Raw genomic sequence first — 20,922 nt, forward strand, 5'->3', positions numbered from 1 at the left:
CCGTCATGTCCGCAGACAATCTCACGCGTATCCAGCGCGACGACCTTCGCACCGTTGCGGGGATGATCGTGCCCGCCAGCGAGGCGTACAAGGTGCCCGGCGCCGACGATGCCGCGATCCAGGCGGATATTCTTGCCACGCTCGGCCGCGACAGCAAGCTGGTGACGGCGGCGCTGGATCATCTGGCGCGGCTTGCTGGTCAGCCGATCGGCGAGCTCGACGCCGGCAGGCGCGATGCGGTGGCGCAGGAGTTTCGCAAGACGGGCGGCGCAGCCGCGGCAACGCTCGTCCGCGTCGTGCTGCAATGCTACTACCGGGACGACCGCGTACTGCGCTCGCTCGGGATCGAGCAGCGCGCGCCGTTTCCCAAGGGGCATGTGCTCCCGGACGGCGACTGGACACTGCTCGATCCGGTGAAGGCGAGGGCCGGTACGCTCAGGCGGGTGCCCTAGCCATCTGGGCAGTCCAGCCCTGCGCCCTTCGGCGGGCACCTTGCGCCAGATGGCACAGGCCACCATCTGTGTGAGCCTTCAAGGACTCTTGCCATGCTGGATTTCACCTCGGATATCGTCGATGACGCACCGTCATCGCGAACAGAAGCGGCTGCGCCGGTCGATGACCGGGCGCTGCTGGACGCGTATTCAAACGCCGTGATCGATGTGACCGACCGGGTCGGTCCCGCCGTCGTGCGCGTCGAGACCGGGCCGAAAGTGCCTGATGGACGCGAGCGCGGCGGGCTCGGCTCGGGCATCGTGATCTCGCCCGATGGCCTCGTCCTCACCAACAGCCACGTCGTCGGGACCTCGAAGGAGATCCGGCTGCGCGACGTCGAGGGCCATGTCGGCGAGGCCCAGGTGTTGGGTGCAGATCCCGACACCGATCTTGCGCTGCTGCGCGCCAACGGCGCGCGGCACTTGCCCTATGCCGCGCTCGGCAATTCCAAGACGTTGCGGCGCGGCCAGCTCGTGGTCGCGATCGGCAATCCGCTCGGCTTCGAATCGACCGTCACGGCCGGCGTGGTCTCAGCGCTGGGCCGCTCGATCCGCTCGGTCAGCGGACGCACCATCGAGGACGTCATCCAGACCGATGCCGCTCTCAATCCCGGCAATTCCGGCGGTCCGCTGGTGTCGTCGAACGCCGAGGTGATCGGCATCAACACGGCCATCATCAACGGCGCGCAAGGCATCTGCTTTGCGGTTGCCAGCAACACCGCGCAATTCGTGCTGTCGGAGATCATCCGTCACGGTTATGTCCGCCGCGCCTATGTCGGCGTTGCCGGCCAGACCGCGCCGGTGCCGCGGCGGCACGCGGTGCTCGCCGGCGTCGAGAACAAGATGGGCGCGCTGTTGATGCAGATCGAGCCCGATGGCCCGGCGGCGAAGGCGGGCTTGCTGCCCGGCGACGTCGTGATCAGGCTCGACGGCGTCGAGATCAACGGCGTCGACGATCTGATCCGCGTGCTCGACCGCGACCGTATCGGCCGGCGGCTCGCGATGGACGTGCTGCGGCTCGGCCGGCTGCGGGCGATCGATATCGACCCGATCGAGCGGAAGAAGGCGCGCTAGCTGCGAGGCCACGGGCGGGGTATGACGGTGTCATGCCTCGCCTTCGGACCCCAGCCGCATGATGCCGGCACACGAGACCTACGACGTCATTGTCATCGGCGCGGGCGCCGGCGGCATGACGGCCGCGGCGGTCGCCGCTGCTGAAGGCTTGCGCGTGCTGGTCATCGAGAAGACCGCCTTCGTCGGGGGCACCACGGCGTGGTCCGGGGGCATGGTTTGGATCCCCGCCAACAGCAAGATGAAGGAGGCGGGGCTCTCGGACAGCGTCACCGACGCCGTGCAGTATCTGTCGAGCACGGTGCCGGAGCCTGCGAATGCGGGTCTGCGGGCCGCGTTCCTCGCGCGCGGGCCGGAAGCAATCTCCTGGCTCGAGGCCAACACCGAGCTGCGGCTCCAGCCGGTGAAGGTCTATCCGGATTATTATCCGGAGCGGCTGGGCGCGACATCGGGCGGACGCGTGCTGGAGCCGGTGGCGTTCGACGGCAAGCGGCTGGGCGAGGGCTTTGCGCGGCTGCGCGCGCCGTTGCCGGAATTCACGCTGTTCGGCGGGATGATGGTCAATCGTCAAGACATCCCGCATTTGCGGCGTGTCGGGAAATCGCTGCGCTCGACCCTGCGCGCGGCGCGGCTGGTGGCTGCGTACGCCTTGCAGCGTCTGCGCAGCCCGCGCGGAACCACGCTGCATCTCGGCAATGCGCTCGCCGCCCGGCTCTATGCTTCGCTGCTGGCGCGTCGGGTCGAGATCCTCTTCAGCGCGGATGTCGAGGATCTCTCGATGCAGGGCGATCGCGTCGCCGGCCTCGTCATCCGCCATGGCGCGCGCGACCGGCTGATCGCTGCGCGCCGCGGTGTGGTGCTGGCGACCGGCGGCTTCTCGCACGATCCGGCGCTGCGCAAGCGCTTCTTCCCGCCTGCGGCCGGACAGGTTTCAGCGACGAATAGTTCGGGCACCGGCGACGGGCTTCGCCTCGCGGCGACGATTGGTGCCGCGCTCAATACGGATGCGACCAGCCCGGCCTATTGGGTGCCGGCCTCGCTATTCACTCGCGCCGACGGCAGTCGTGGCGTGTTCCCGCATACGGTGACCGATCGCGCCAAGCCCGGCGTGATTGCCGTCAACGCCGCCGGCCGGCGCTTCGTCAACGAGGCGCTGTCGTATCATGAGTTCGTGCTCGGCATGCTGCGCGACGGCAAGGGCGAGCCGGACCGGCCGTTCTATTTGATCTGCGACCGCCCGTTCCTCTGGGCCTACGGCCTCGGCCGCATCAAGCCGTTCACGCGCAATGTGCGGCGTTATGTGGCGAGTGGCGAATTGATCGAGGCGGCCGATGTCGCGCAGCTGGCGGCGAAGACCGGAATCAAGCCGTCGGTGCTCACGGCGACGCTTGCGAGCTACAACGATGGCGCGAAGGAGGGCCGCGATCCAGAGTTTGGCCGTGGCAGCACCATCTATCAGCGCCACCTCGGCGATGCCGGACACAAGCCCAACCCCTGCGTCGCGCCGATCCTCCACGCGCCGTTCTTCGCGATGCGGATCTACCCGGCCGATCTCGGCACGGCCATCGGTCTGAAAGTGGATGCGCAGGCGCGCGTGCTGCGCGAGGACGGCACGCCGATCGCCGGCCTCTATGCCTGCGGCAACGACATGGGCTCGATCATGAATGGGAATTATCCCGGGCCGGGCATCACGCTGGGGCCCGCGCTGACGTTCGGGTACATCGCGGGGAGGCATCTGGCGGAGGGCGCGGTGACGATGGCAGCGATGCCTGCTGCCGTGGGAACTCGAGTCTAGCCACCCCCACCGCCGTCATGCCCCGCGAAGGCGGGGCATCCAGTACGCCGCGGCCTCTCGGCTCAACCACAACCGTCTCGGAGTACTAGATCGCCCGCCTTCGCGGGCGATGACAGCGAGTGCTGGGCGAGCGCGTCCCGCAATCTCCGTCATTGCGAGCGTAGCGAAGCAATCCAGAATCCTTCCGCGGAGGCAGCCTGGATTGCTTCGTCGCTACGCTCCTCGCAATGACGGATGGCGAGGGGCTTCGCGTCCCCAGCGATTGCTCCGCCGCCGCCGCAATGCGGCTGTTCTCCAGCTCCGCTTCCAGCCGGCTCTTCTCCGCCACCCCCACCACTGTCATGCCCCGCGAAGGCGGGGCATCCAGTACGCCGCGGCCTCTCGGCTCAACCACAACCGTCTCGGAGTACTGGATCGCCCGCCTTCGCGGGCGATGACAGCGAGTGCTGGGCGAGCGCGTCCCACAATCTCCGTCATTGCGAGCGCAGCGAAGCAATCCAGGAATCTTTCCGCGGAGGCAGTCTGGATTGCTTCGTCGCCAGCGCAAAATTGCTTCGCAATTTTGTCGCCGGCTCCTCGCAATGACGTGGAGAGAGTGTGCGTCCGCGCGCTACTCCGCAGCCGCCGCAAAGCGGCTGTTCTCCAGCTCCGCTTCCAGCCGTGCCTTCTCGGCCGCCGCCAGCTTGACGTTGGCCTCCTTGACATGGCCGAACCCGCGGATCGTCTCCGGCACCTTCGCCAGCCGCGTCAGCAGCGGAATCTGCTCGGCCTTCAATCCGCTCATCCGCTGGTCGATCATGCCGAGATAATCCGCAACCAGCTTGCGCTCGGCGCGGCGCTCCTCGGTGCGGCCGAACGGATCGAACGCGCCGCCGCGCAGGAACTTCAGCTTGGCCAGCACGCGGAAGGCGTGGAGCATCCAGCCGCCGAACTCCTGCTTCTGCAGATGTCCGCTCGTCTTGTCGCGCTTGGCGAAGATCGGCGGTGCGAGGTGGTACTTCAGCGTGAAGTCGCCGTCGAACTTCTCCGACACTTTGTTGGCAAAGCTGCCGTCGGTGTAGAGCCGCGCGACCTCGTATTCGTCCTTGTAGGACATCAGCTTGAAAAGGTTCTTCGCCACCGCCTCGGTCAGCTCCGTGGACGTCGGCGAAGCCGCACTCTCGGCCTTGCGCACCTTGGCGACGGCCTCGAGATAGCGGTCGGCATAGGCCTTGTCCTGATAGGAGGTCAGGAACTCGGCGCGGGTTGCGATGATGTCGTCGAGCGACTTGGTCGGCGCGGCCGCGCGGCTTCTGAACTGCAGCACGCTGCGTACCCGCGACATGTCGTGGGCGGCAAGGCGGCCCCAGGTGAAGGCGAGCTTGTTCATCTCGATCGCGGCGCCGTTGATCTCGATGGCGCGGAGCAGGGCCTCCAGCGACAGCGGGATCGCGCCCCTCTGGAAGGCGAAGCCGAGCATGAAGGGGTTGGTGGCGATGCTATCGCCCATCAGCGCCGAGGCGATGCCCGTGGCGTCGATGATGTCGAGGTTCTTGTCGCCGACGGCGTCACGCAGCACGGTCTGCATCGTGCCCATCTCGAAATCGAGATCGGGGTTTTGCACGAAGCTCGCGGTCGGCTGCAGGTCTGCGTTGATGTAGGCTTTGGTCACGCCGCGCTCGGCGCGGCTGAGCGCGGCTGGGCCGGCCGAAACGATCATGTCGCAGCCGAGGATGACGTCGGCGCCGCCGGTGGTGATGCGAACGGCGGAGATATCCTCCGGCTTCGGTGCGATGCGGACATGGCTCATCACCGCGCCGTTCTTCTGCGACAGGCCGGTGAAGTCGAGCGCCGAGCAGCCGCGGCCGTCGACATGGGCGGCCATGCCGAGCAGCGCGCCGATGGTGATGACACCGGTGCCGCCGATGCCGGTGACGAGGATGTTGTAGGGGCCGTCGAGCTCACGCGCGGGCGGCAGCGGCAGGTCGGCGAACAGCTGGCTGGAATCGACCGCCGACGTCTTCATCCGCTTGAGCGTGCCGCCATGCACCGTGACGAAGCTCGGGCAGAAGCCTTCGACGCAGGAAAAGTCCTTGTTGCAGTTCGACTGGTCGATCTGCCGCTTGCGGCCGAACTCGGTCTCCAGCGGCTGCACCGACACGCAATTGGAGGCTTGCGAGCAATCGCCGCAACCCTCGCACACCAGCTCGTTGATGAAGGCGCGCTTGGCGGGATCGGGATAGAGCCCGCGCTTGCGGCGGCGGCGCTTTTCCGCGGCGCAGGTCTGGTCGTAGATGATGACGCTGAGGCCGCTGACGTCGCGCAGCTCGCGCTGCACGGCATCGAGCTCGCGGCGATGATGGATGGTCGCGCCTTGCGGGAAGTAGTTGCCATCAGGATATTTGGTGGGATCGTCCGAGACGATCGCGAGGCGCTTGACGCCCTCGGCCCAGACCTGATGCGCGATCTGCGCGACATTGAAGGCGCCTTCGGCCGGTTGTCCGCCGGTCATCGCAACGGCGTCGTTGTAGAGGATCTTGTAGGTGATGTTGATGCCGGCGGCCGACGCCGCGCGAAGGGCGAGAAGGCCGGAATGGGTGTAGGTGCCATCGCCGAGATTCTGGAAGATGTGCTTCTCGGTGGTGAAGGGCGACTGGCCGATCCAGTTCACGCCCTCCGCGCCCATATGCGAGATCAAATCGGTGCGGCGGGTCGGCATGCTCAGGGCCATGCCGTGGCAGCCGATGCCGGCCATGGCGCGGCTGCCCTCGGGCACGCGGGTCGAGGTGTTGTGCGGGCAGCCCGAGCAGAAAAACGGCGTGCGTGCGAGCTTGATCTGCGAGGTCGTGGTGACGGGATTGTCGAAGGCCTCGAGCCGGGCGAGGCGCTGCTCCAGCACCGGGCTGTGATGGCCGAGCTTGCGCAAGCGCGCCACCAGTGCGCCGGCGACGATGGTCGGCGTCAGCTCGCCTTCGCTCGGCAAGAGCGGCGCGCCGCGCTCGTCGCGCTTGCCCGTGATCGTCGGGCGCCGGGAGGCATCGATATTGTAGAGGATCCGCATCAACTGGTCTTCGATGAAGCCGCGCTTCTCCTCGACCACGAGAATGTCCTGAAGGCCTTCGGCGAAACGCCTGGCGCCGCTTTCTTCCAGCGGCCAGGTCAGCGCGACCTTGTAGATGCGCAGGCCGAGATCCTGGGCGTCCTTGTCGGTGATCCCCAAATCGGCCAGTGCCTGGCGCAGATCGAGATACGCCTTGCCGGTGGCGACGATGCCGAGGCGGGCCGGCTTTGAATCGAGCACGATGCGGTCGAGCTGGTTGGCGCGGGCAAAGGCCTGCACAGCGGCCATCTTCGGCCCGAACAGGCGCCTCTCCGCGTCCAGCGGCGGATCTGGCCAGCGGATGTTGAGGCCGCCGGGCGGCATCTCGAAATCCTCGGGGAGGACGATCTTGATGCGTTCGGGATCGCTGTCGATCGAGGCCGAGCTCTCGACGGTCTCGCTGATCGCCTTGAAGCCGACCCAGCAGCCGGAGAAGCGCGACAGCGCGAAGCCGTAGAGGCCGAGATCGAGATAATCCTGCAGCGTCGCCGGATTGATCACGGGGATCAGCGCCGCGGCGAACACCTGCTCGCTCTGATGCGCCAGCGTCGAGGACTGGCAGCCGTGATCGTCGCCGGCGAGCGCCAGCACGCCGCCATTGCGCGAGGTGCCGGCGGCGTTGGCATGCTTGAGCGCGTCGACCGAGCGGTCCACGCCCGGGCCCTTGCCGTACCAGATGCCGAACACGCCATCGACCTTGGCGCCGGGAAACAGGCCGACTTGCTGGCTGCCCCAGACCGCCGTTGCCGCCAGGTCCTCGTTCAGGCCGGGGACGAAGGCGATGTCGTGCTCTGCGAGGTGCGATTTCGCGCGCCACAGCGCGTGGTCGTACATGCCGAGCGGGGAACCGCGATAGCCCGAGATGAAGCCGCCGGTGTTGAGCCCCTGGAGCCGGTCTCGTTCGCGCTGCAACATGGGCAGACGGACCAGAGCCTGGGTGCCGGACAGGAAGATCCGCTTCGATTCGAGCCGGTATTTGTCGTCCAGCTCGACCTGCAACAGCGTCATTTCGGAAGTCCTCGTCTCGGTTCGGCGTGGGATGTGCGCTGCAGGAGGGATCGCGGCCGCGCGACGCGAATTGTGACAGTCAAAAGCATGGGCCGCCGAAGTCAATATGGCTAGCCGCATCCGTGGCGCTCCTGCTAGTCATGGCTTGCTACGGAGAACATCATGGCTGCCAACGCATTCGAGACTGAGATCACACGGACTGGAGGCGCCTTGGTCGGACCGTGGCGGCAGCCGCGGCAGATGCTTCAGGCGCAAACTTATGACGCGCACGCGTCTATCCATGACGACGCGACTGCGCAAAAGCTCGGCTTCAAGGGCGGCACGATCGAAGGCCCCACTCATTTCAGCCAGTTCGCTCCGCTCGGCGAACGGCAATGGGGGCAGGCCTGGTTCGAGACCGGCTGCCTGTCCGCACACTATCGCAGCGTCTGCTACGAGGGCGAGGAGGTGCAGGCGATCCTGATGGCCTCATCAGATGAGCAACCGGAGTGCCAAATTCAGATGGTCAAACGCGACGGCACTGAAGTGCTGCGCGGGCCGGCCTCGATCGTCGACGGCCCGACGGCCCTCGACCTGCGTCTGCGTGAGCTCAAGCCGCTCACTGACCCCGTGATCCTGCGCGACGTGAAGGTCGCGCACACGAGCAAGCGGCAGACGGTGCGGATGGCGTTCGACCAGATCATGGGCGACCTCTATCCCTTCTCGCTGCGCCAGAAGCTTGCGGTCATCACCGAGAACTCGCCCTATTATTCCGGCGCCGACAATCCCTGGGGCAGGGCCATCATCCCGATGGAGATGCTGAGCGTGCTGTTCCAGTACCGCTCCAAGGACGATCCGCTGCCCACCAAGGGCCCGGCCGTCGGCCTGTTCGCCGACCAGGAGATCCGGCTCGTGAAGGGGCCGCTCTTCGAGGGCGAGGAGTACGAGGTCGAGCGCGAGGTGGTCGCGCTCTCCGGCAGCCGCCGCACCGAAAGCGCCTGGGCCAGGACACGGGTGTTCGACAAGGCCGGCGCTGTGGTGGCGACCATGCTGCTCAACATGGCGACGTTGAAGGAGTCCTATGCGCCGTATGAGGACGAGTATCGGCGGCTGTATGGGGCGGGGCGGTAGAGGTAGGGCGTCGCCACGCACTCTCCCCGTCATTCCGGGGCGCGCGTAGCGCGATCTAGGATGCGCAATTGCGCATCAGAGAATCCATTTCACGTCGCGTACTGCGGCCCGATGGATTCCGGGCTCGACGCTTCGCGTCGCCCCGGAATGACGGCGGCGGGCGCCTATCCTTTGAGCAGATGCACGCCGCAAAGCCGTCGCACAGGGAATGAGCAGGCCGCGGTCTCCGGCCTAACCTTCTGAGCTTACGTTCGATTTCATCGCCGCCCGCGCTCCATCGCCATTGTACACAATGGCACGGCGCTTGCAGAACTCCTCACACAGAGAGTTCTCGCGAGGGGCGGGCGTCATGCTGGACTCGAGCAAGCGGACATGGGGCGTCATTGGCGCCGAGCCCGAGCCGATCAGGCTCGACTGGTCCGTCACCGCGCTTCTCATCATCGACATGCAGCGCGACTTCATGGAGCCCGGCGGCTTCGGCGAGACGCTCGGCAATGACGTCAGCCAGCTCGCGCGTGCGGTGAAACCGATCGGCGCGATGCTGAAAGCAGCGCGCGACACCGGGATGCTGGTGATCCACACCCGCGAGGGCCATCTGCCTGATCTCTCCGACGCGCCGCCTGCAAAGATCGAGCGTGGCGCACCGAGCCTTCGGATCGGTGATCCCGGCCCGATGGGCCGCATTCTCATTCGCGGCGCGGCCGGCCACGACATCATCCCCGAGCTCTATCCGCTCGACTGCGAGATCGTAATCGACAAGCCCGGCAAGGGCGCGTTCTACGCCACCGAGCTCGGCGACGTGCTGGAGAAATACGGCATCGAGAATTTGCTGGTGTGCGGCGTCACCACCGAAGTGTGCGTCAACACCACCGTGCGCGAGGCCAACGACCGCGGCTACCGCTGCGTCGTCATCTCCGACGGCTGCGCGTCCTACTTCCCCGAATTTCACGAGATGGGCCTGAAGATGATCAAGGCCCAGGGCGGCATCTTCGGCTGGGTCGCGGACTCAGCCGCAGTCTTGGAGGCAATGAAGACTTCGACCACTTCAGGGGGACGATCATGAGCACATTGACGGGGACGGCCGGCAAACCCGAATTCAAGCCGGCGCTATGGACATCGGGCGACTGGAACGCGTTTTTCGGCTTCGGCACCAACATCCTCGTCAACATGCTGGTGCTCACGGGCCTGCTGCGCTTCGTCTTGAAGATGCCGGACTCGCTGGTGTTCGGCCGGATCCTGCCCGCGCTCGGGCTGATGATGTGCCTCTCGACCTTCTACTACGCCTATCTCGCCTACAGCCTCGCGCAGAAGACCGGCCGCAACGACGTCTGCGCGCTGCCCTCGGGCGTCAGCGTGCCGCACATGTTCATCGTCACCTTCGTGATCATGCTGCCGATCACGCTGAAGACGGGCGATCCGCTCAAGGGCTGGTCGGCCGGCCTCGTCTGGGTGTTCTTCCAGAGTTTTATTCTCATGATCGGCGGCTTCATTGCGCCGTTCATTCGAAAAGTCACGCCACGCGCGGCGCTGCTCGGCACACTTGCCGGCGTCTCCGTCACCTTCATCTCGATGCGCCCGGCGCTGGAAATGTACATGACGCCGCAGATTGGCCTGATCTGCTTCGCCATCATTCTTGTGAGCTGGTTCGGCGGCGTGAAATATCCGCGCGGCATTCCCGCCGGCCTCGTCGCCATCGCCGCCGGCATGATCATCGCATGGGGATCGAACCTGTTCGGGCTCGGCCTCGGCGGCCTCAGCGTTGCGGGCGTCGGCGCGGCCTTCGCCAATTTCGGCTTCTCGGTGCCGATTCCCGCCGTGGGCTACGTCTTCTCCGGCTTCGAATTCCTCGGCATCATTCTCGTCACCGCGATTCCGTTCGGCATCTACGACCTCGTCGAAGCCATGGACAATGTCGAGAGCGCGGAGGCGGCCGGCGACGAATATCCGACCACGCGCGTGCTCACCGCCGACGGCGTCGTCAGCCTGATCGGCTGCCTGATGGGCAATCCCTTCATCAACGCGGTCTATATCGGCCATCCCGGCTGGAAGGCGATGGGGGGCCGCATCGGCTACTCCGCGGCAACCGGTCTCATGGTGATCGTGCTGGCCTGGTTCGGCATCATCTCGGTGCTGCTGGCGCTCGTGCCTGTCGTCGCGATCTCGCCGATCCTGCTCTACATCGGCATGCTGATCGGCGCGCAGGCGTTCCAGACCACGCCGGTCAAGCACGCGCCGGCGATCGTGCTGGCGCTGACCCCGCATCTGGCCGCCTGGGCCAAGCTGCAGATCGACACCATGCTGGGCTCGACCATGAATGCGGCGGCAAGTGTCGGCGGCATGGCCGCCGACAAGGCCGACGCCGTCAAGGCCGCCGCAATCGCCGCGCTGCCGCAGCAGGGCGTGTTCTATCACGGCCTCGAGGTGATGGGCGGCGGCTCCATCCTCGGCGGCCTCATCCTGGGTGCGATCGGCGTCTTCATCATCGAGCGCGATTTCGAGAAGGCGTCAACCTTCGCGCTGGTCGGGGCCGTGCTGACCTATTTCGGCTTCATGCATGGCGAAGCCGTTGGCATCGGTGGCGGCTTCGGCGTGACGCCCGCGGTCGCGCTGGCTTACGCAGTGATGGCCGCCGGCCTGTTCGCGGCCAGCAAGCTCGGCGCCAGCGAGCATTATGCGGCCCATCCGGAGATGTCGGCGGCACCGGCGGAGTAGGCCATCGCGCAGAATTCTGCGAAGCGGCCGGCCGATGCCGGCCGCTTTCCTTTCAGGGCCGGACGGCCGGCGTCTCCATCGGCAGGCCGTGCGCCCGCGACATCAGATAGAGTTCGAGTGCGACCAGCTCGGGCGAGCCATAATCATAGGCCTGGGCCCGCACGCCGCTCATGCAGCTGCGCAGGCGCCGCTCCAGCGAACCCAACGTTTGCCATTCCAGCCGGTAGAGCGGATAGCCGGTGGGCTGTCCTTGCGTGATCGGCGCGCCCGCGAGGCGCTTGTCGAAATTGTCGTCGTGGCAGTTCGTGCAGGCGAGGTTGAGCTGGCCCTCCCGCTGCATGAAGAGGTCGCGGCCTTGCTCGACGAAGGGCTTTACGTCCGGGTCGTCGCCGGCGGTGATCGCGACGCCGCGAGATTGATGGGCGATCAGGGCGGAGAGCGCCAGCAGGTCGCGGCTCTCGTAAGGCAGCGGCGTCGCTTGCTGATGATTGGCCCGGCAGAGATTGATGCGCTGGTCGAGCGTGACCGGGCGGCCGAGCGCCTTGTCGAAGGCGGGATAGCGTGCGGCAACGCCCTTCAGGCTGCCGCTCGCATCGCCATGGCAATCCGCGCACGCCTTCTCCGCGCTGCCCGTCTTCTTGCCCCACAGCTGCTCGCCATCGAGCACGAACAGCATGCCGGGGTTGGAGGTGTCGTCGTCCTGCATCGCCCGTGTGTCGGGCCCCATGAAGGAATAGCCGGATCGGCGCGCATCACGCGGGATTTCGCCGGCGAGCAGGGCGGGCGCCGCTGCGAGCAATGTTGCCGCCGCTATCGCGCGCCAGAGGTTCATTCGACGATGATCGAGGCCGATGCGGTGGAGGAATAACCGTTGTCGCCGATCCATGAGAACTCGACCTTGCCGCTCTCACTGGCGACCGTGAAGAACGACAGATAGGGATTGGCCGCGATCGCTGGAAACAGATCGGCACGAAAGATCTCGGTGCCGTTGTAGCGGCAGGAGAAGCTCGTGATGATGTCCCGCGGCACCAGCTTGCCGTCCGCTGTGTGGCGAAAGCCTGTTTCCATGATGTGCGAGGTCAGCGCGCGGATCTCGATGACGTCACCTCGCCTGGCCTTTGCGGGCACGTTGATGAGAGCGGCCATCAGTTCATCTCCTCGGTGCAGGCGGCCAGCGTCACGACGACGTCGGCGGCAACCTGCCAGAAGCTGTCGTCGGACAGGCGCGCGATCGCCACCACCTTCTGGGTGTCGGCGAGGCGGATGCGGGTCGAGACCTGGGCCCGGCCTGAGGAGGGGGTGAGGTAGAAATTGCCGATGTTCGGCTGCGGGTTCTTCTCGTTGAAGACGTGGATGCTCTTGACGTGATCATCTGCCGTCATCGGGCTCGCAACGCTCACCGTCATCGGGACCGTGTTGCCGTTCTCGACCAGCGGCGGAATGTCGAGCTTCACCTTGCCGGTGCGAATTTGCGCTTCGCCGACGACGTTGCGGATCGCGCTGTTGAGCATCGCCGGCGTTGCCTGAAGCGGATGCAGGGTGACGATCGGGATCGTTCCGGCGACTGTCGCGCCGCCGGCAAGGTTCAGGAATTGTCGTCGTGTCGTTGGCATGAACCTAGTCCCGAAGCGTTGCAAGAAAAGCCACGATGTCCTCGATCTCCGCAGCGGACAAGATCGGCTTGCCGGCAAAATTGCGGCCCACCCGTACGAGTCCGTTGTTGCGATAATAGGCCGGCATGATGGTCTGTGCGTTGAATCGCGACGCATCGACCAGTCGAAGCCGCAACTGGCTGGCCGTCCAGCGGTTCCCTGCACCGGTGAGATCGGGCGCGAGGTCTCCCTGGAACCGGGTTTCGGGAAACGGGCCGGAATGGCAGAGGATGCAGGTCGTCGTGCGCGCCAGCACCAGCGCCCGTCCGCGGGCGGCATCGCCCGGCGCGCCGGTAAGCGAGATTGGGATGCCATCGCCGACGATAGTGTAGGGGGCGAGTTCGTCCGCTTTGGTATGCGAGCTGAGGGTAAGGCCTGCAGCAATGAACGCAGCAAGCGCAGATATCAGACGGTGCGCACGGCGATGCCGCGAGCTCCACTTACCTCTCCCGCTTGCGGGAGAGGTCGAGCCGAAGGCGAGGGTGAGGGCTTTCTCCTCTTGGGGATTATCGCGGGCGGAGACACCCTCTCCCCAACCCTCCCCCGCAAGCGGGGAAGGGAGCGCACTGGCTTTGTGGAGACGGATTGGTCCCATCATGCGCTAACCGAACGTCTCCGCCGTAATGGTTTGAAACCAGCGGTCCGCTTCAGCGGCTTCGCGAGCCCGAACCTCGCGCGGCGCATCGACCGGGCTCGTCGCACCGCCCTCGACCTCCGCGAAGATGTCGCCTTTCGGCTGGTAATTCCCGGCCAGGGAGAAACCATAATCGGGGGCAACGATGTTGTAGCACACGCCGGTGAGCCGCGGCGTCTCCGGCGCGCGGCCGGCGAGGAGATTCACGATTGCCGCGGCGCAGGCCCTGCCTTGCGCGCCGGCGGCTGAGGCCGATTTGGGAATGCCGCCGCCGAGGCAGGCATCGCCGATGACGTGGATGTTCGGGGCGAGCTTCGACTCGAAGCTCACGGGATCGATCGGGCACCAGCCGGTCGCATCGGCCGCGCCCGCGATATCGGCGATGCGGCCCGCACGCTGCGGCGGGACGACGTTGGCGACATCAGGCGTGTAATTGCCGAACTCGGTGACGATAGTCATGGTCGCCGGGTCGACCGAGGTGACGCGGCCGCCTTGCGACAGGCCGATCCGTTCGATCATGTCGCCGTAGAGCTCCTTCCACGCCTTTTCGAACAAGCGCTGCTGGGAGAAGCTGTCCTTGGCATCGAGGATTAGGACTTTCGAGCGGGGCTTGTTGGCCTTGAGGTAGTGCGCGATCAGGCTGGCACGCTCGTAAGGCGCCGGCGGACAGCGCGAAGGATTGGCAGGAATGGCGATGGCGACCGTGCCGCCGTCTTTCATCGCTTCCAGCTGCCGGCGCAGCAGCAAGGTCTGCGCGCCGGCTCGCCAGGCATGCGGCATCTTCTCCGCTGCGGCGTCGTCATAGCCGGGCAGGGCTTCGATATGGAAATCGATGCCGGGCGAAAGCACGAGACGGTCATAGGGCAGTGCGACGCCGTCGTTCGTCACGACGCTGCGGCGCTCCGGGTCGATCGCGGCCACGGCCTGGCCGATCACGGTGATGCCGTCGGCGGCGATCTTGTCGTAGCCGAACTGCTGCGCCTCGATGTCGCGCAGGCCAGCAATCACCGCATTGCTGAAGGGGCAGGACGTGAACACCGCGTTCGGCTCGATCAGGATCACGTGCAGATTTCGTTGCGCGCGCTTCAGCGCGCGGGCGCAAGCCGCGCCGCCGAAGCCGCCGCCGACCACGACGATTCGTCCTGTGGATTGCGCACGCAGGATCGACGGCCGCGCCAGCGTTGCGGCTGCCGCGGTGATGCCGAGCACGGCATTCCGCCGTGTCATCGGGCGACTGGTCATCGGGATCATTCCAGGCAAAGTGCCGCGGCGGCCATCGTAGCCGCCGCGGCGTTTCTCAGGCGAAGGTGATGTTCTGGTCGCGCAGCGGCACGGAGCGGATGCGCTTTCCGGTCGCGGCGAAATACGCGTTGAGCACCGCCGGCGCCGCAACGCCGATGGTGGGCTCGCCGACGCCTCCCCAGAACCCCCCGCTCGGCACCATCACCGATTCCACCTTCGGCATCTCGCCGATGCGCATCGAATTGTAGCTGTCGAAATTGGTCTGCTCGATCTTGCCACCCTTTACGGTGCAGCCGCCATAGAACAGCGCCGAAAGGCCATAGACGAAGGAGCCCGCGATCTGCCGCTCCACCTGCGCCGGATTGACGACGTAGCCGGGATCGGTGGAGGCGACGATGCGATGCACCTTGATCTTGCTGCCGTCGGTCACCGAGATCTCGGCGGCGCCGGCGACGTAGCTGCCATAGCCCATCACCTGGGCGATGCCGCGATAGACGCCTTGCGGCGCCGGCTTGTCCCAGCCGATCTTCTCGGCGACGGCATTGAGCACCGCCAGATGTTTGGGGTGATTGCCCATCAGCTTGCGGCGGAATTCGAGCGGGTCCTGGCTAGCGGCCTGGGCCAGCTCGTCCATGAAGCACTCCATGTAGATCGCGTTGTGATTGACGTTGACGCCGCGCCAGAAGCCGGGCGGGACGTGCGGATTGCGCATTGCATGCTCGACCAGCAGGTTCGGCACCGAATAGCCGATCGCGGCTTCGCCTGATTGAGCGACGCCCTGGAAGGCCGCCGGGTCCATGCCGTTCTGCAGCGCTTCGGGGCGCAGCGAGAACAGGATGGATTGCCCGGACAGGCGGTAGTGCAGGGCGACCAAATTGTTGTTGGCGTCGAACGCGCCGGTCATCTTGCACTGGGTGATCGGGTGATAGCGGCCGTGGGCCATGTCCTCTTCGCGCGACCACAGCAGCTTGATCGGTGTGCCCGGCATTTGCTTTGCGATCATCACGGCCTGGCGGACATAGTCGGTCTGGCCGCGCCGGCCGAAGCCGCCGCCCAGCATCACCTTGTGGACGTCGCACTTCTCGGCGGGGAGGCCGGAGGCTTCCAGCACCGCCGCGAACGCCGCTTCGCCATTCTGCGTGCCGCACCAGACCTCGCATTTGTCCGCGGTGTAGATCGCGGTGGCGTTCATCGGCTCCATCGTGGCGTGGTTCTGGTAGGGATAGGAGTAGACGGCCTCCACCTTCTTGGCGGCGCTGGCAATGGCCGCCTTGGCGTCCCCGTTCTTGTTGCCGACATAGGCCGGCTGCGAATCGTCGAGGCCCTCGGCCAGCCATTTCGCAATCGACTCGCTGGAGACCTTGGCGTTTTCGCCTTCGTCCCAGACGATCGGCAGCGCCTCGAGCGCGGTCTTGGCGTGCCACCAGGTGTCGGCAACGACCGCAACCGCGGTGTCGCCGACCTTGACGACCTTCTGGACGCCCTTCATGCCGGCGATCTTGGCTTCGTCATAGCTCTTCAGCTTGCCGCCGAAGACCGGGCAATCCTTGATCGCGGCGTTCAGCATGTCCGGCAGCTTGACGTCGGCGCCGTAGATCATGGCGCCCGTGGTCTTGTCGACGGTGTCGAGGCGCTTCACGCCCTTGCCGATCAGCTTCCAGTCCTTGGGGTCCTTCAGCTTGATCTCGGCCGGCGGCGTCAGCTTTGCCGCAGCCTCCGCGACCTTGCCGTAGGTCGTGGTCCGGCCCGAGGGCTTATGGGTGATGACGCTGTTCTCGGCGGCGCATTCGGAAGGCGGCACCTTCCATGCGTCGGCCGCGGCCTGGATCAGCATCACGCGCGCGGTGGCGCCACCCTTGCGGACATAATCCTGCGAGGAGCGGATGCCGCGGCTGCCGCCGGTGGAGAAATCGCCCCAGACGCGCTTGCGCGCGACGCTCTGGCCGGGCGTCGGATATTCGGTCGTGACCTTGGTCCAGTCGCATTCGAGCTCCTCCGCGACGAGCTGGGCGAGGCCGGTCAGCGAGCCCTGGCCCATCTCGGAGCGGGCGATGCGGATCACCACGGTGTCGTCGGGTCGGACCACCACCCAGGCGCCGATCTCGGGCGAGCCGTCGGCGGCGCGGACCACGGCGGGACCGCCGAAGGGGATGTCGAGGCCGATGGCAAGGCCGGCGCCCAGCGTAGCGCTGCCGATGACGAAGGCACGACGGTTCATCTTGGGAGAAACATGCTTGTTCATGAGGCGGCTCCCTTAAGCGCTTGCGATCGTGTGGATCGCTTCGCGCACCTGCTGGAAGGTGCCGCAGCGGCAGATATTGGTGATGGCCTCGTCGATGTCGGCGTCGGTCGGCTTCGGCTTCTCGCTCAGCAGCGCCGCCACCGCCATGATCATGCCGCTCTGGCAATAGCCGCATTGCGGCACGTCCTGGGCGATCCAGGCCTCCTGCACCTTGTGCAGCGCACCGCCGCTGGCGAGCCCTTCGATGGTCGTGATCCGCTTGCCCGCGGCCTCGCCGACCGAAACGCCGCAGGAGCGGGTGGCGACGCCGTCGATGTGAACCGTGCAGGCGCCGCATTGTGCAATGCCGCAACCGTATTTGGTGCCGGTCAGCCCGGCATTCTCGCGGATCGCCCAGAGCAGCGGCGTATCCGGCTCGACGTCGAGGGTGAAGGTTTTTCCGTTGATTGTTAGGTTTGCCATCGCAGTCCCCTGATTGGCCCAATCCACCGATTGAACTCCGGGGCGCAATGTGTCCGGCAAACTGGAACTGTTCAAATCAACAGTCTGAAAGGTGGCCGCTGAATAATTTCGCGGTGTGGGAAGATGATGGGCCGAGCGGTGTCGCGGCCGACGTCCCGCCCGGCCAGCCTCGAGGTCTTCGCTCGCTGCCAGGATGCGGACTGGGACGACGCCCGGCATGTTCCGCACGGCGCCGTTCAGTGAACATTGCCACCATTGTCGGGGTGCAACGCGGCTTTGCTTTGCTACACTGGGACGACGCAAGAGGAGTTCCATGATCGTGCCGAGCCCCTGCAACGTGCTGATGCTCTATCCGCTGTTCACGGCGGAATCGTTCTGGAGTTTTGGCGAGTCCTGCAAATTGATGGGTGTTCGGCGCCCGGCAGCTCCCCTCGGCCTGATCACCGTTGCTGCGATGTTGCCCAAGGACTGGACCGTCAGGCTGATCGATTGCAACACGCAGGCGTTCGGCGATGACGATCTCGCCTGGGCCGACGTCGTCTTCACCGGCGGCATGTTGCCGCAGCAGGCCGACACGCTGCGCCTGATCGATGAATGCCGCGCGGCCGGCAAGCCCGTCGTCGTCGGCGGTCCCGATCCGACCTCCAGCCCGCACGTCTACGAGAAGGCCGACTTCCGGGTGCTCGGCGAGGCCGAGGGCGTGATCGAGGAGTTCATCGCGGCCTGGGAGGGCGGGGCGCGCTCCGGCGTCTTCACCGCACCGAAATTCCAGGCCGACGTCACCAGCACGCCGGTGCCGCGCTTCGACCTGCTCAGGTTCGAGGACTATCTCTATCTCGGTGTGCAATATTCGCGCGGCTGCCCCTTCACCTGCGAGTTCTGCGACATCATCGAGCTCTACGGCCGCGTGCCCAGGACCAAGACGACGAAGCAGATGTTCGTCGAGCTCCAGACCCTCTACGACATGGGCTACCGCGGCCATCTCGACTTCGTGGACGACAATTTCATCGGCAACAAGAAGTCGCTGCGCCAGTTCCTGCCTGAGCTCGCCGAATGGCAGCGCGCCCACAATTATCCGTTCGAGCTGTCGACCGAGGCGTCGGTCAATCTCGCCGACGATCCCGAACTCCTGGAGCTGATGGGCAAGGCCAATTTCTTCGGCATCTTCGTCGGCATCGAAAGCCCGGATCCCGCGACCCTTGTCGCGATGCGCAAGAAGCAGAACACGCGGCGCAACATCGCCGAGAGCATCCACAAGATCTACGCCGCCGGCATGCTGGTCACCGCCGGCTTCATCGTCGGCTTCGACAACGAGAAGGTCTCGATGGCGGAGGCGATGGTCGACTTCATCGAGGAGGCCGCGATCCCCGTCGCCATGGTCGGCCTGCTCTATGCGTTGCCGAACACGCAGCTGACGCGCCGGCTGGAGAAGGAGGGACGGCTGCACGCCGACCATGATCTGGCATCGACGACGGGAGGCGACCAGTGCACCAGCGGCATCAATTTCGATCCGGTGCGGCCGCTGCGGGATATCTTGACGGACTACAGGACCGTGCTGGAGCGCATCTATAGTCCGGCCGCCTATGCAAGCCGCGTCGATCGCCTCATGACCCTGCTCGACCGCTCCAGGCAGCGCCACGAGCTCGCGGAAGGGGATATCCGTTCGCGGGTCGGGGCGATGGAGACCGTGCATCGTGTGATCACCGCCATTCCCGAGGCGCGCGGGCCGCTGTGGCAGACCTTCATGAACTGCGCCAAGCGCGACACCTCGTCGGCGCGGATCGCGGTGCAGATGATCGCGGCCTATGCCCATCTCGGGCCGTTCTCCCGCAAGGTGATCGATGCCATCGATGCGCGGCTCGCCGAGCTCGATGACGCGCCGGCGATACCCGCCGCGGCCATCGACGTCACGGCGGCCCGCCACCTGGCCTGAGGGGCTTACTTCACCGCGAGCCGCAGAAAACTCATCACGCTGCCGAGCGCGGCGAACCCCGCGCCGAGCGCCAGCGCGACGGTCGCGCCCTCGTGACCGGCGAGCGCAAAGCACAGCGCGGCCAGCGCCGCGCCCGTCGTCTGTCCGGTCAGGCGCGCGGTGGCGACGATGCCGGAGGCGCTGCCGCTGCGATGCGGCGGCGCGCTCGACATCACCGCCTTCATGTTCGGCGCCTGGAAGAAACCGAACCCCATGCCGCAGATCACCATCCGCCAGATGATGTCGGCGATGGCGGGATTGGCCGGCAGCGTCGCGAGCAGCGCCATGCCGATGCCGAGCAGCACGAGCCCGATGCCGCCGAGCAGGCCGACCGCGTGCCGGTCGGACAGGCGGCCGGCGATCGGCGCCATGATGCCGACCACCAGCGGCCATGGCGTCATGAAGAAGCCGGTCTCGACCTGCGAGCGTCCCAGCACATCCTCGAAATAGAACGGCAGTGAGACGAAGGCGAGGCCCTGCACGGTGAAGGAGCAGACCGCGGTCGCTGCCGACAACGCGAACATCGGCCGGCCGAACAGGTCGATCGGCAGCATCGGGGCGGGATGATCGGCGTGACGGCGCGTCAGGACGAAGCCGAGCGCGAGCGCCGCGACCAGCTCGATGCCGACGACAACAGGCGACAGATTATGCGCGGCACTGCCGATGCCGGTGATGAACAGGCCGAGGCAGGCCGACGCGAGCATCGCGCCCAGGAAATCAAAGCCGTGATCGGCGCGCGGCGTCTTGGGCAGCATCGCAAAGCCGATGCCGATCGCGATCAGGCCAAAGGGGATGTTGACGGCGAACAGCCACGGCCACGGGCCGATCGCCAGGATCGCCGATGCGATCGTGGGCCCGAAGGTGAAGGCGGTCGCGACCACCAGCGCGTTGTGGCCCAGGCCGCGGCCGAGCATCCGTCCGGGATAAACGAAGCGCACCAGCGCCGTGTTGACGCTCATGATGCCGCTGGCGCCGAGGCCTTGCAGCGTGCGCGCGAGCAACAGGCTCTCCAGCGACCACGCCACCGCGCAGAACAGCGACGCGATGGTGAACAGGATCAGGCCGCCGAGATAGATGCGCTGGTGGCCGACGATCTCGCCGAGTGCTCCCAGCGGCAGCAGCGTCGCCACCAGCGCGATCTGGTAGACGTTGACGACCCAGACCGATTGCTCCGGCGAGACATGCAGGTCGGCGGCAATGGCGGGCAGGGCGATGTTGGCGATCGCGGTGTCGAGCGAGGCCATCGCCAGCGCGGTGAAGATCGCGGCGACCGCCCAGCGGCGCTGGGCTGCTGGGAGGCCGTCGGCGACGGGGTGGTCGGGCTCGCGCGCGGCGGCGGGTAACGTGATTGTCATTGCGTTGGCGCGTGGCTCCGGCGGCGCGGCTCAAGAGAAGTCATTTCGCATGTACTACGGCGGGGCCGCCTTCCACAGGCATATGCTTGCATGCTGT

At 66.2% G+C, this 20,922-nt stretch carries 16 protein-coding genes; 7 read left to right on the forward strand and 9 right to left on the reverse strand.

Going from position 1 to position 20,922, the window contains the following annotated elements; translation table 11 throughout:
• The first annotated feature begins 5 nt into the window (after window positions 1–5).
• From QRQ56_RS18045 to QRQ56_RS18055, 3 genes are all read left to right on the forward strand, one after another.
• Complete coding sequence (locus QRQ56_RS18045) at window positions 6–452, forward strand: hypothetical protein (RefSeq protein WP_438741906.1); 447 nt, start codon at window positions 6–8, stop codon at window positions 450–452.
• A 93-nt stretch (window positions 453–545) separates the two neighbouring features.
• Entirely contained in the window at window positions 546–1,565 is a 1,020-nt protein-coding gene (locus QRQ56_RS18050; RefSeq protein WP_438741907.1) for a S1C family serine protease, read from the forward strand.
• A gap of 58 nt (window positions 1,566–1,623) precedes the next feature.
• Window positions 1,624–3,357, forward strand: a complete 1,734-nt coding sequence (locus QRQ56_RS18055) for an FAD-dependent oxidoreductase (RefSeq protein WP_438741909.1) — start codon at window positions 1,624–1,626, stop codon at window positions 3,355–3,357.
• Window positions 3,358–3,967: 610 nt separating this feature from the next.
• On the opposite strand, the gene QRQ56_RS18060 is transcribed toward QRQ56_RS18055, so the two are convergent.
• On the reverse strand, window positions 3,968–7,444 hold the full coding sequence (locus QRQ56_RS18060; RefSeq protein WP_438741911.1) for an indolepyruvate ferredoxin oxidoreductase family protein: 3,477 nt from the start codon (window positions 7,442–7,444) through the stop codon (window positions 3,968–3,970).
• Window positions 7,445–7,606: 162 nt separating this feature from the next.
• Here QRQ56_RS18060 and QRQ56_RS18065 point away from each other — a divergent pair, with 162 nt between their 5' ends.
• The 3 genes from QRQ56_RS18065 to QRQ56_RS18075 all read left to right on the forward strand — a co-directional run bounded on the left by QRQ56_RS18065 (window position 7,607) and on the right by QRQ56_RS18075 (window position 11,266).
• Complete coding sequence (locus QRQ56_RS18065) at window positions 7,607–8,554, forward strand: hypothetical protein (RefSeq protein WP_438741913.1); 948 nt, start codon at window positions 7,607–7,609, stop codon at window positions 8,552–8,554.
• A gap of 349 nt (window positions 8,555–8,903) precedes the next feature.
• Window positions 8,904–9,617, forward strand: a complete 714-nt coding sequence (locus QRQ56_RS18070; RefSeq protein ID WP_438741914.1) for a cysteine hydrolase family protein — start codon at window positions 8,904–8,906, stop codon at window positions 9,615–9,617.
• Window positions 9,614–11,266 carry a regulator gene (locus QRQ56_RS18075; RefSeq protein ID WP_438741915.1) on the forward strand — a complete coding sequence of 551 codons (1,653 nt, stop codon included), beginning with the start codon at window positions 9,614–9,616 and terminating at the stop codon, window positions 11,264–11,266. Before QRQ56_RS18070 ends, QRQ56_RS18075 begins: the two co-directional genes overlap by 4 nt.
• A 52-nt stretch (window positions 11,267–11,318) precedes the next feature.
• Here QRQ56_RS18075 and soxA read toward each other — a convergent pair whose 3' ends face one another.
• The 7 genes from soxA to QRQ56_RS18110 form a co-directional block, all read right to left on the reverse strand.
• On the reverse strand, window positions 11,319–12,098 hold the full coding sequence (gene soxA, locus QRQ56_RS18080) for a sulfur oxidation c-type cytochrome SoxA (protein ID WP_438741916.1): 780 nt from the start codon (window positions 12,096–12,098) through the stop codon (window positions 11,319–11,321).
• Window positions 12,095–12,412, reverse strand: a complete 318-nt coding sequence (gene soxZ / locus QRQ56_RS18085; RefSeq protein WP_438741917.1) for a thiosulfate oxidation carrier complex protein SoxZ — start codon at window positions 12,410–12,412, stop codon at window positions 12,095–12,097. The genes soxA and soxZ overlap by 4 nt, the downstream gene beginning before the upstream one ends.
• Window positions 12,412–12,879: a SoxY-related AACIE arm protein gene (locus QRQ56_RS18090; protein ID WP_438741918.1), complete on the reverse strand. Its 468-nt coding sequence runs from the start codon at window positions 12,877–12,879 to the stop codon at window positions 12,412–12,414. Before QRQ56_RS18090 ends, soxZ begins: the two co-directional genes overlap by 1 nt.
• Window positions 12,880–12,883: 4 nt before the next feature.
• On the reverse strand, window positions 12,884–13,327 hold the full coding sequence (soxX, locus tag QRQ56_RS18095; RefSeq protein ID WP_438742342.1) for a sulfur oxidation c-type cytochrome SoxX: 444 nt from the start codon (window positions 13,325–13,327) through the stop codon (window positions 12,884–12,886).
• Between the two features lie 192 nt (window positions 13,328–13,519).
• Window positions 13,520–14,803 (reverse strand): FCSD flavin-binding domain-containing protein, encoded by a 1,284-nt coding sequence (locus tag QRQ56_RS18100; RefSeq protein ID WP_438741919.1) that lies wholly within the window; start codon window positions 14,801–14,803, stop codon window positions 13,520–13,522.
• Window positions 14,804–14,849: 46 nt separating this feature from the next.
• Window positions 14,850–17,036 (reverse strand): molybdopterin cofactor-binding domain-containing protein, encoded by a 2,187-nt coding sequence (locus QRQ56_RS18105; RefSeq protein WP_438741920.1) that lies wholly within the window; start codon window positions 17,034–17,036, stop codon window positions 14,850–14,852.
• Between the two features lie 12 nt (window positions 17,037–17,048).
• The gene (locus QRQ56_RS18110; RefSeq protein ID WP_438741921.1) at window positions 17,049–17,498 is read right to left on the reverse strand and encodes a (2Fe-2S)-binding protein; all 450 of its coding nucleotides are present in this window, start codon (window positions 17,496–17,498) and stop codon (window positions 17,049–17,051) included.
• A gap of 313 nt (window positions 17,499–17,811) precedes the next feature.
• Between QRQ56_RS18110 and QRQ56_RS18115 the strand changes: the two genes are divergently transcribed.
• A complete protein-coding gene (locus tag QRQ56_RS18115; RefSeq protein WP_438741922.1) occupies window positions 17,812–19,431 on the forward strand; it encodes a B12-binding domain-containing radical SAM protein in 1,620 nt (539 codons plus the stop codon).
• 5 nt (window positions 19,432–19,436) lie between these two features.
• Here the strand turns inward: QRQ56_RS18115 and QRQ56_RS18120 are convergent, their stop codons facing one another.
• On the reverse strand, window positions 19,437–20,825 hold the full coding sequence (locus QRQ56_RS18120) for an MFS transporter (RefSeq protein ID WP_438741924.1): 1,389 nt from the start codon (window positions 20,823–20,825) through the stop codon (window positions 19,437–19,439).
• Between the last annotated feature and the right edge of the window lie 97 nt (window positions 20,826–20,922).

This window comes from Bradyrhizobium sp. U531 (assembly GCF_051710265.1).
Taxonomy (GTDB): Bacteria; Pseudomonadota; Alphaproteobacteria; order Rhizobiales; family Xanthobacteraceae; genus Bradyrhizobium.

Excerpts from the sequence above, each read along its gene's own strand:
- QRQ56_RS18045 (WP_438741906.1), top strand. The coding sequence starts at position 6 with ATGTCCGCAGACAATCTCACGCGTATCCAGCGCGACGACCTTCGCACC.
- QRQ56_RS18050 (WP_438741907.1), top strand. The coding sequence starts at position 546 with ATGCTGGATTTCACCTCGGATATCGTCGATGACGCACCGTCATCGCGA.
- QRQ56_RS18055 (WP_438741909.1), top strand. The coding sequence starts at position 1,624 with ATGATGCCGGCACACGAGACCTACGACGTCATTGTCATCGGCGCGGGC.
- QRQ56_RS18060 (WP_438741911.1), bottom strand. The coding sequence starts at position 7,444 with ATGACGCTGTTGCAGGTCGAGCTGGACGACAAATACCGGCTCGAATCG.
- QRQ56_RS18065 (WP_438741913.1), top strand. The coding sequence starts at position 7,607 with ATGGCTGCCAACGCATTCGAGACTGAGATCACACGGACTGGAGGCGCC.
- QRQ56_RS18070 (WP_438741914.1), top strand. The coding sequence starts at position 8,904 with ATGCTGGACTCGAGCAAGCGGACATGGGGCGTCATTGGCGCCGAGCCC.
- QRQ56_RS18075 (WP_438741915.1), top strand. The coding sequence starts at position 9,614 with ATGAGCACATTGACGGGGACGGCCGGCAAACCCGAATTCAAGCCGGCG.
- soxA (WP_438741916.1), bottom strand. The coding sequence starts at position 12,098 with ATGAACCTCTGGCGCGCGATAGCGGCGGCAACATTGCTCGCAGCGGCG.
- soxZ (WP_438741917.1), bottom strand. The coding sequence starts at position 12,412 with ATGGCCGCTCTCATCAACGTGCCCGCAAAGGCCAGGCGAGGTGACGTC.
- QRQ56_RS18090 (WP_438741918.1), bottom strand. The coding sequence starts at position 12,879 with ATGCCAACGACACGACGACAATTCCTGAACCTTGCCGGCGGCGCGACA.
- QRQ56_RS18100 (WP_438741919.1), bottom strand. The coding sequence starts at position 14,803 with ATGATCCCGATGACCAGTCGCCCGATGACACGGCGGAATGCCGTGCTC.
- QRQ56_RS18105 (WP_438741920.1), bottom strand. The coding sequence starts at position 17,036 with ATGAACAAGCATGTTTCTCCCAAGATGAACCGTCGTGCCTTCGTCATC.
- QRQ56_RS18110 (WP_438741921.1), bottom strand. The coding sequence starts at position 17,498 with ATGGCAAACCTAACAATCAACGGAAAAACCTTCACCCTCGACGTCGAG.
- QRQ56_RS18115 (WP_438741922.1), top strand. The coding sequence starts at position 17,812 with ATGATCGTGCCGAGCCCCTGCAACGTGCTGATGCTCTATCCGCTGTTC.
- QRQ56_RS18120 (WP_438741924.1), bottom strand. The coding sequence starts at position 20,825 with ATGACAATCACGTTACCCGCCGCCGCGCGCGAGCCCGACCACCCCGTC.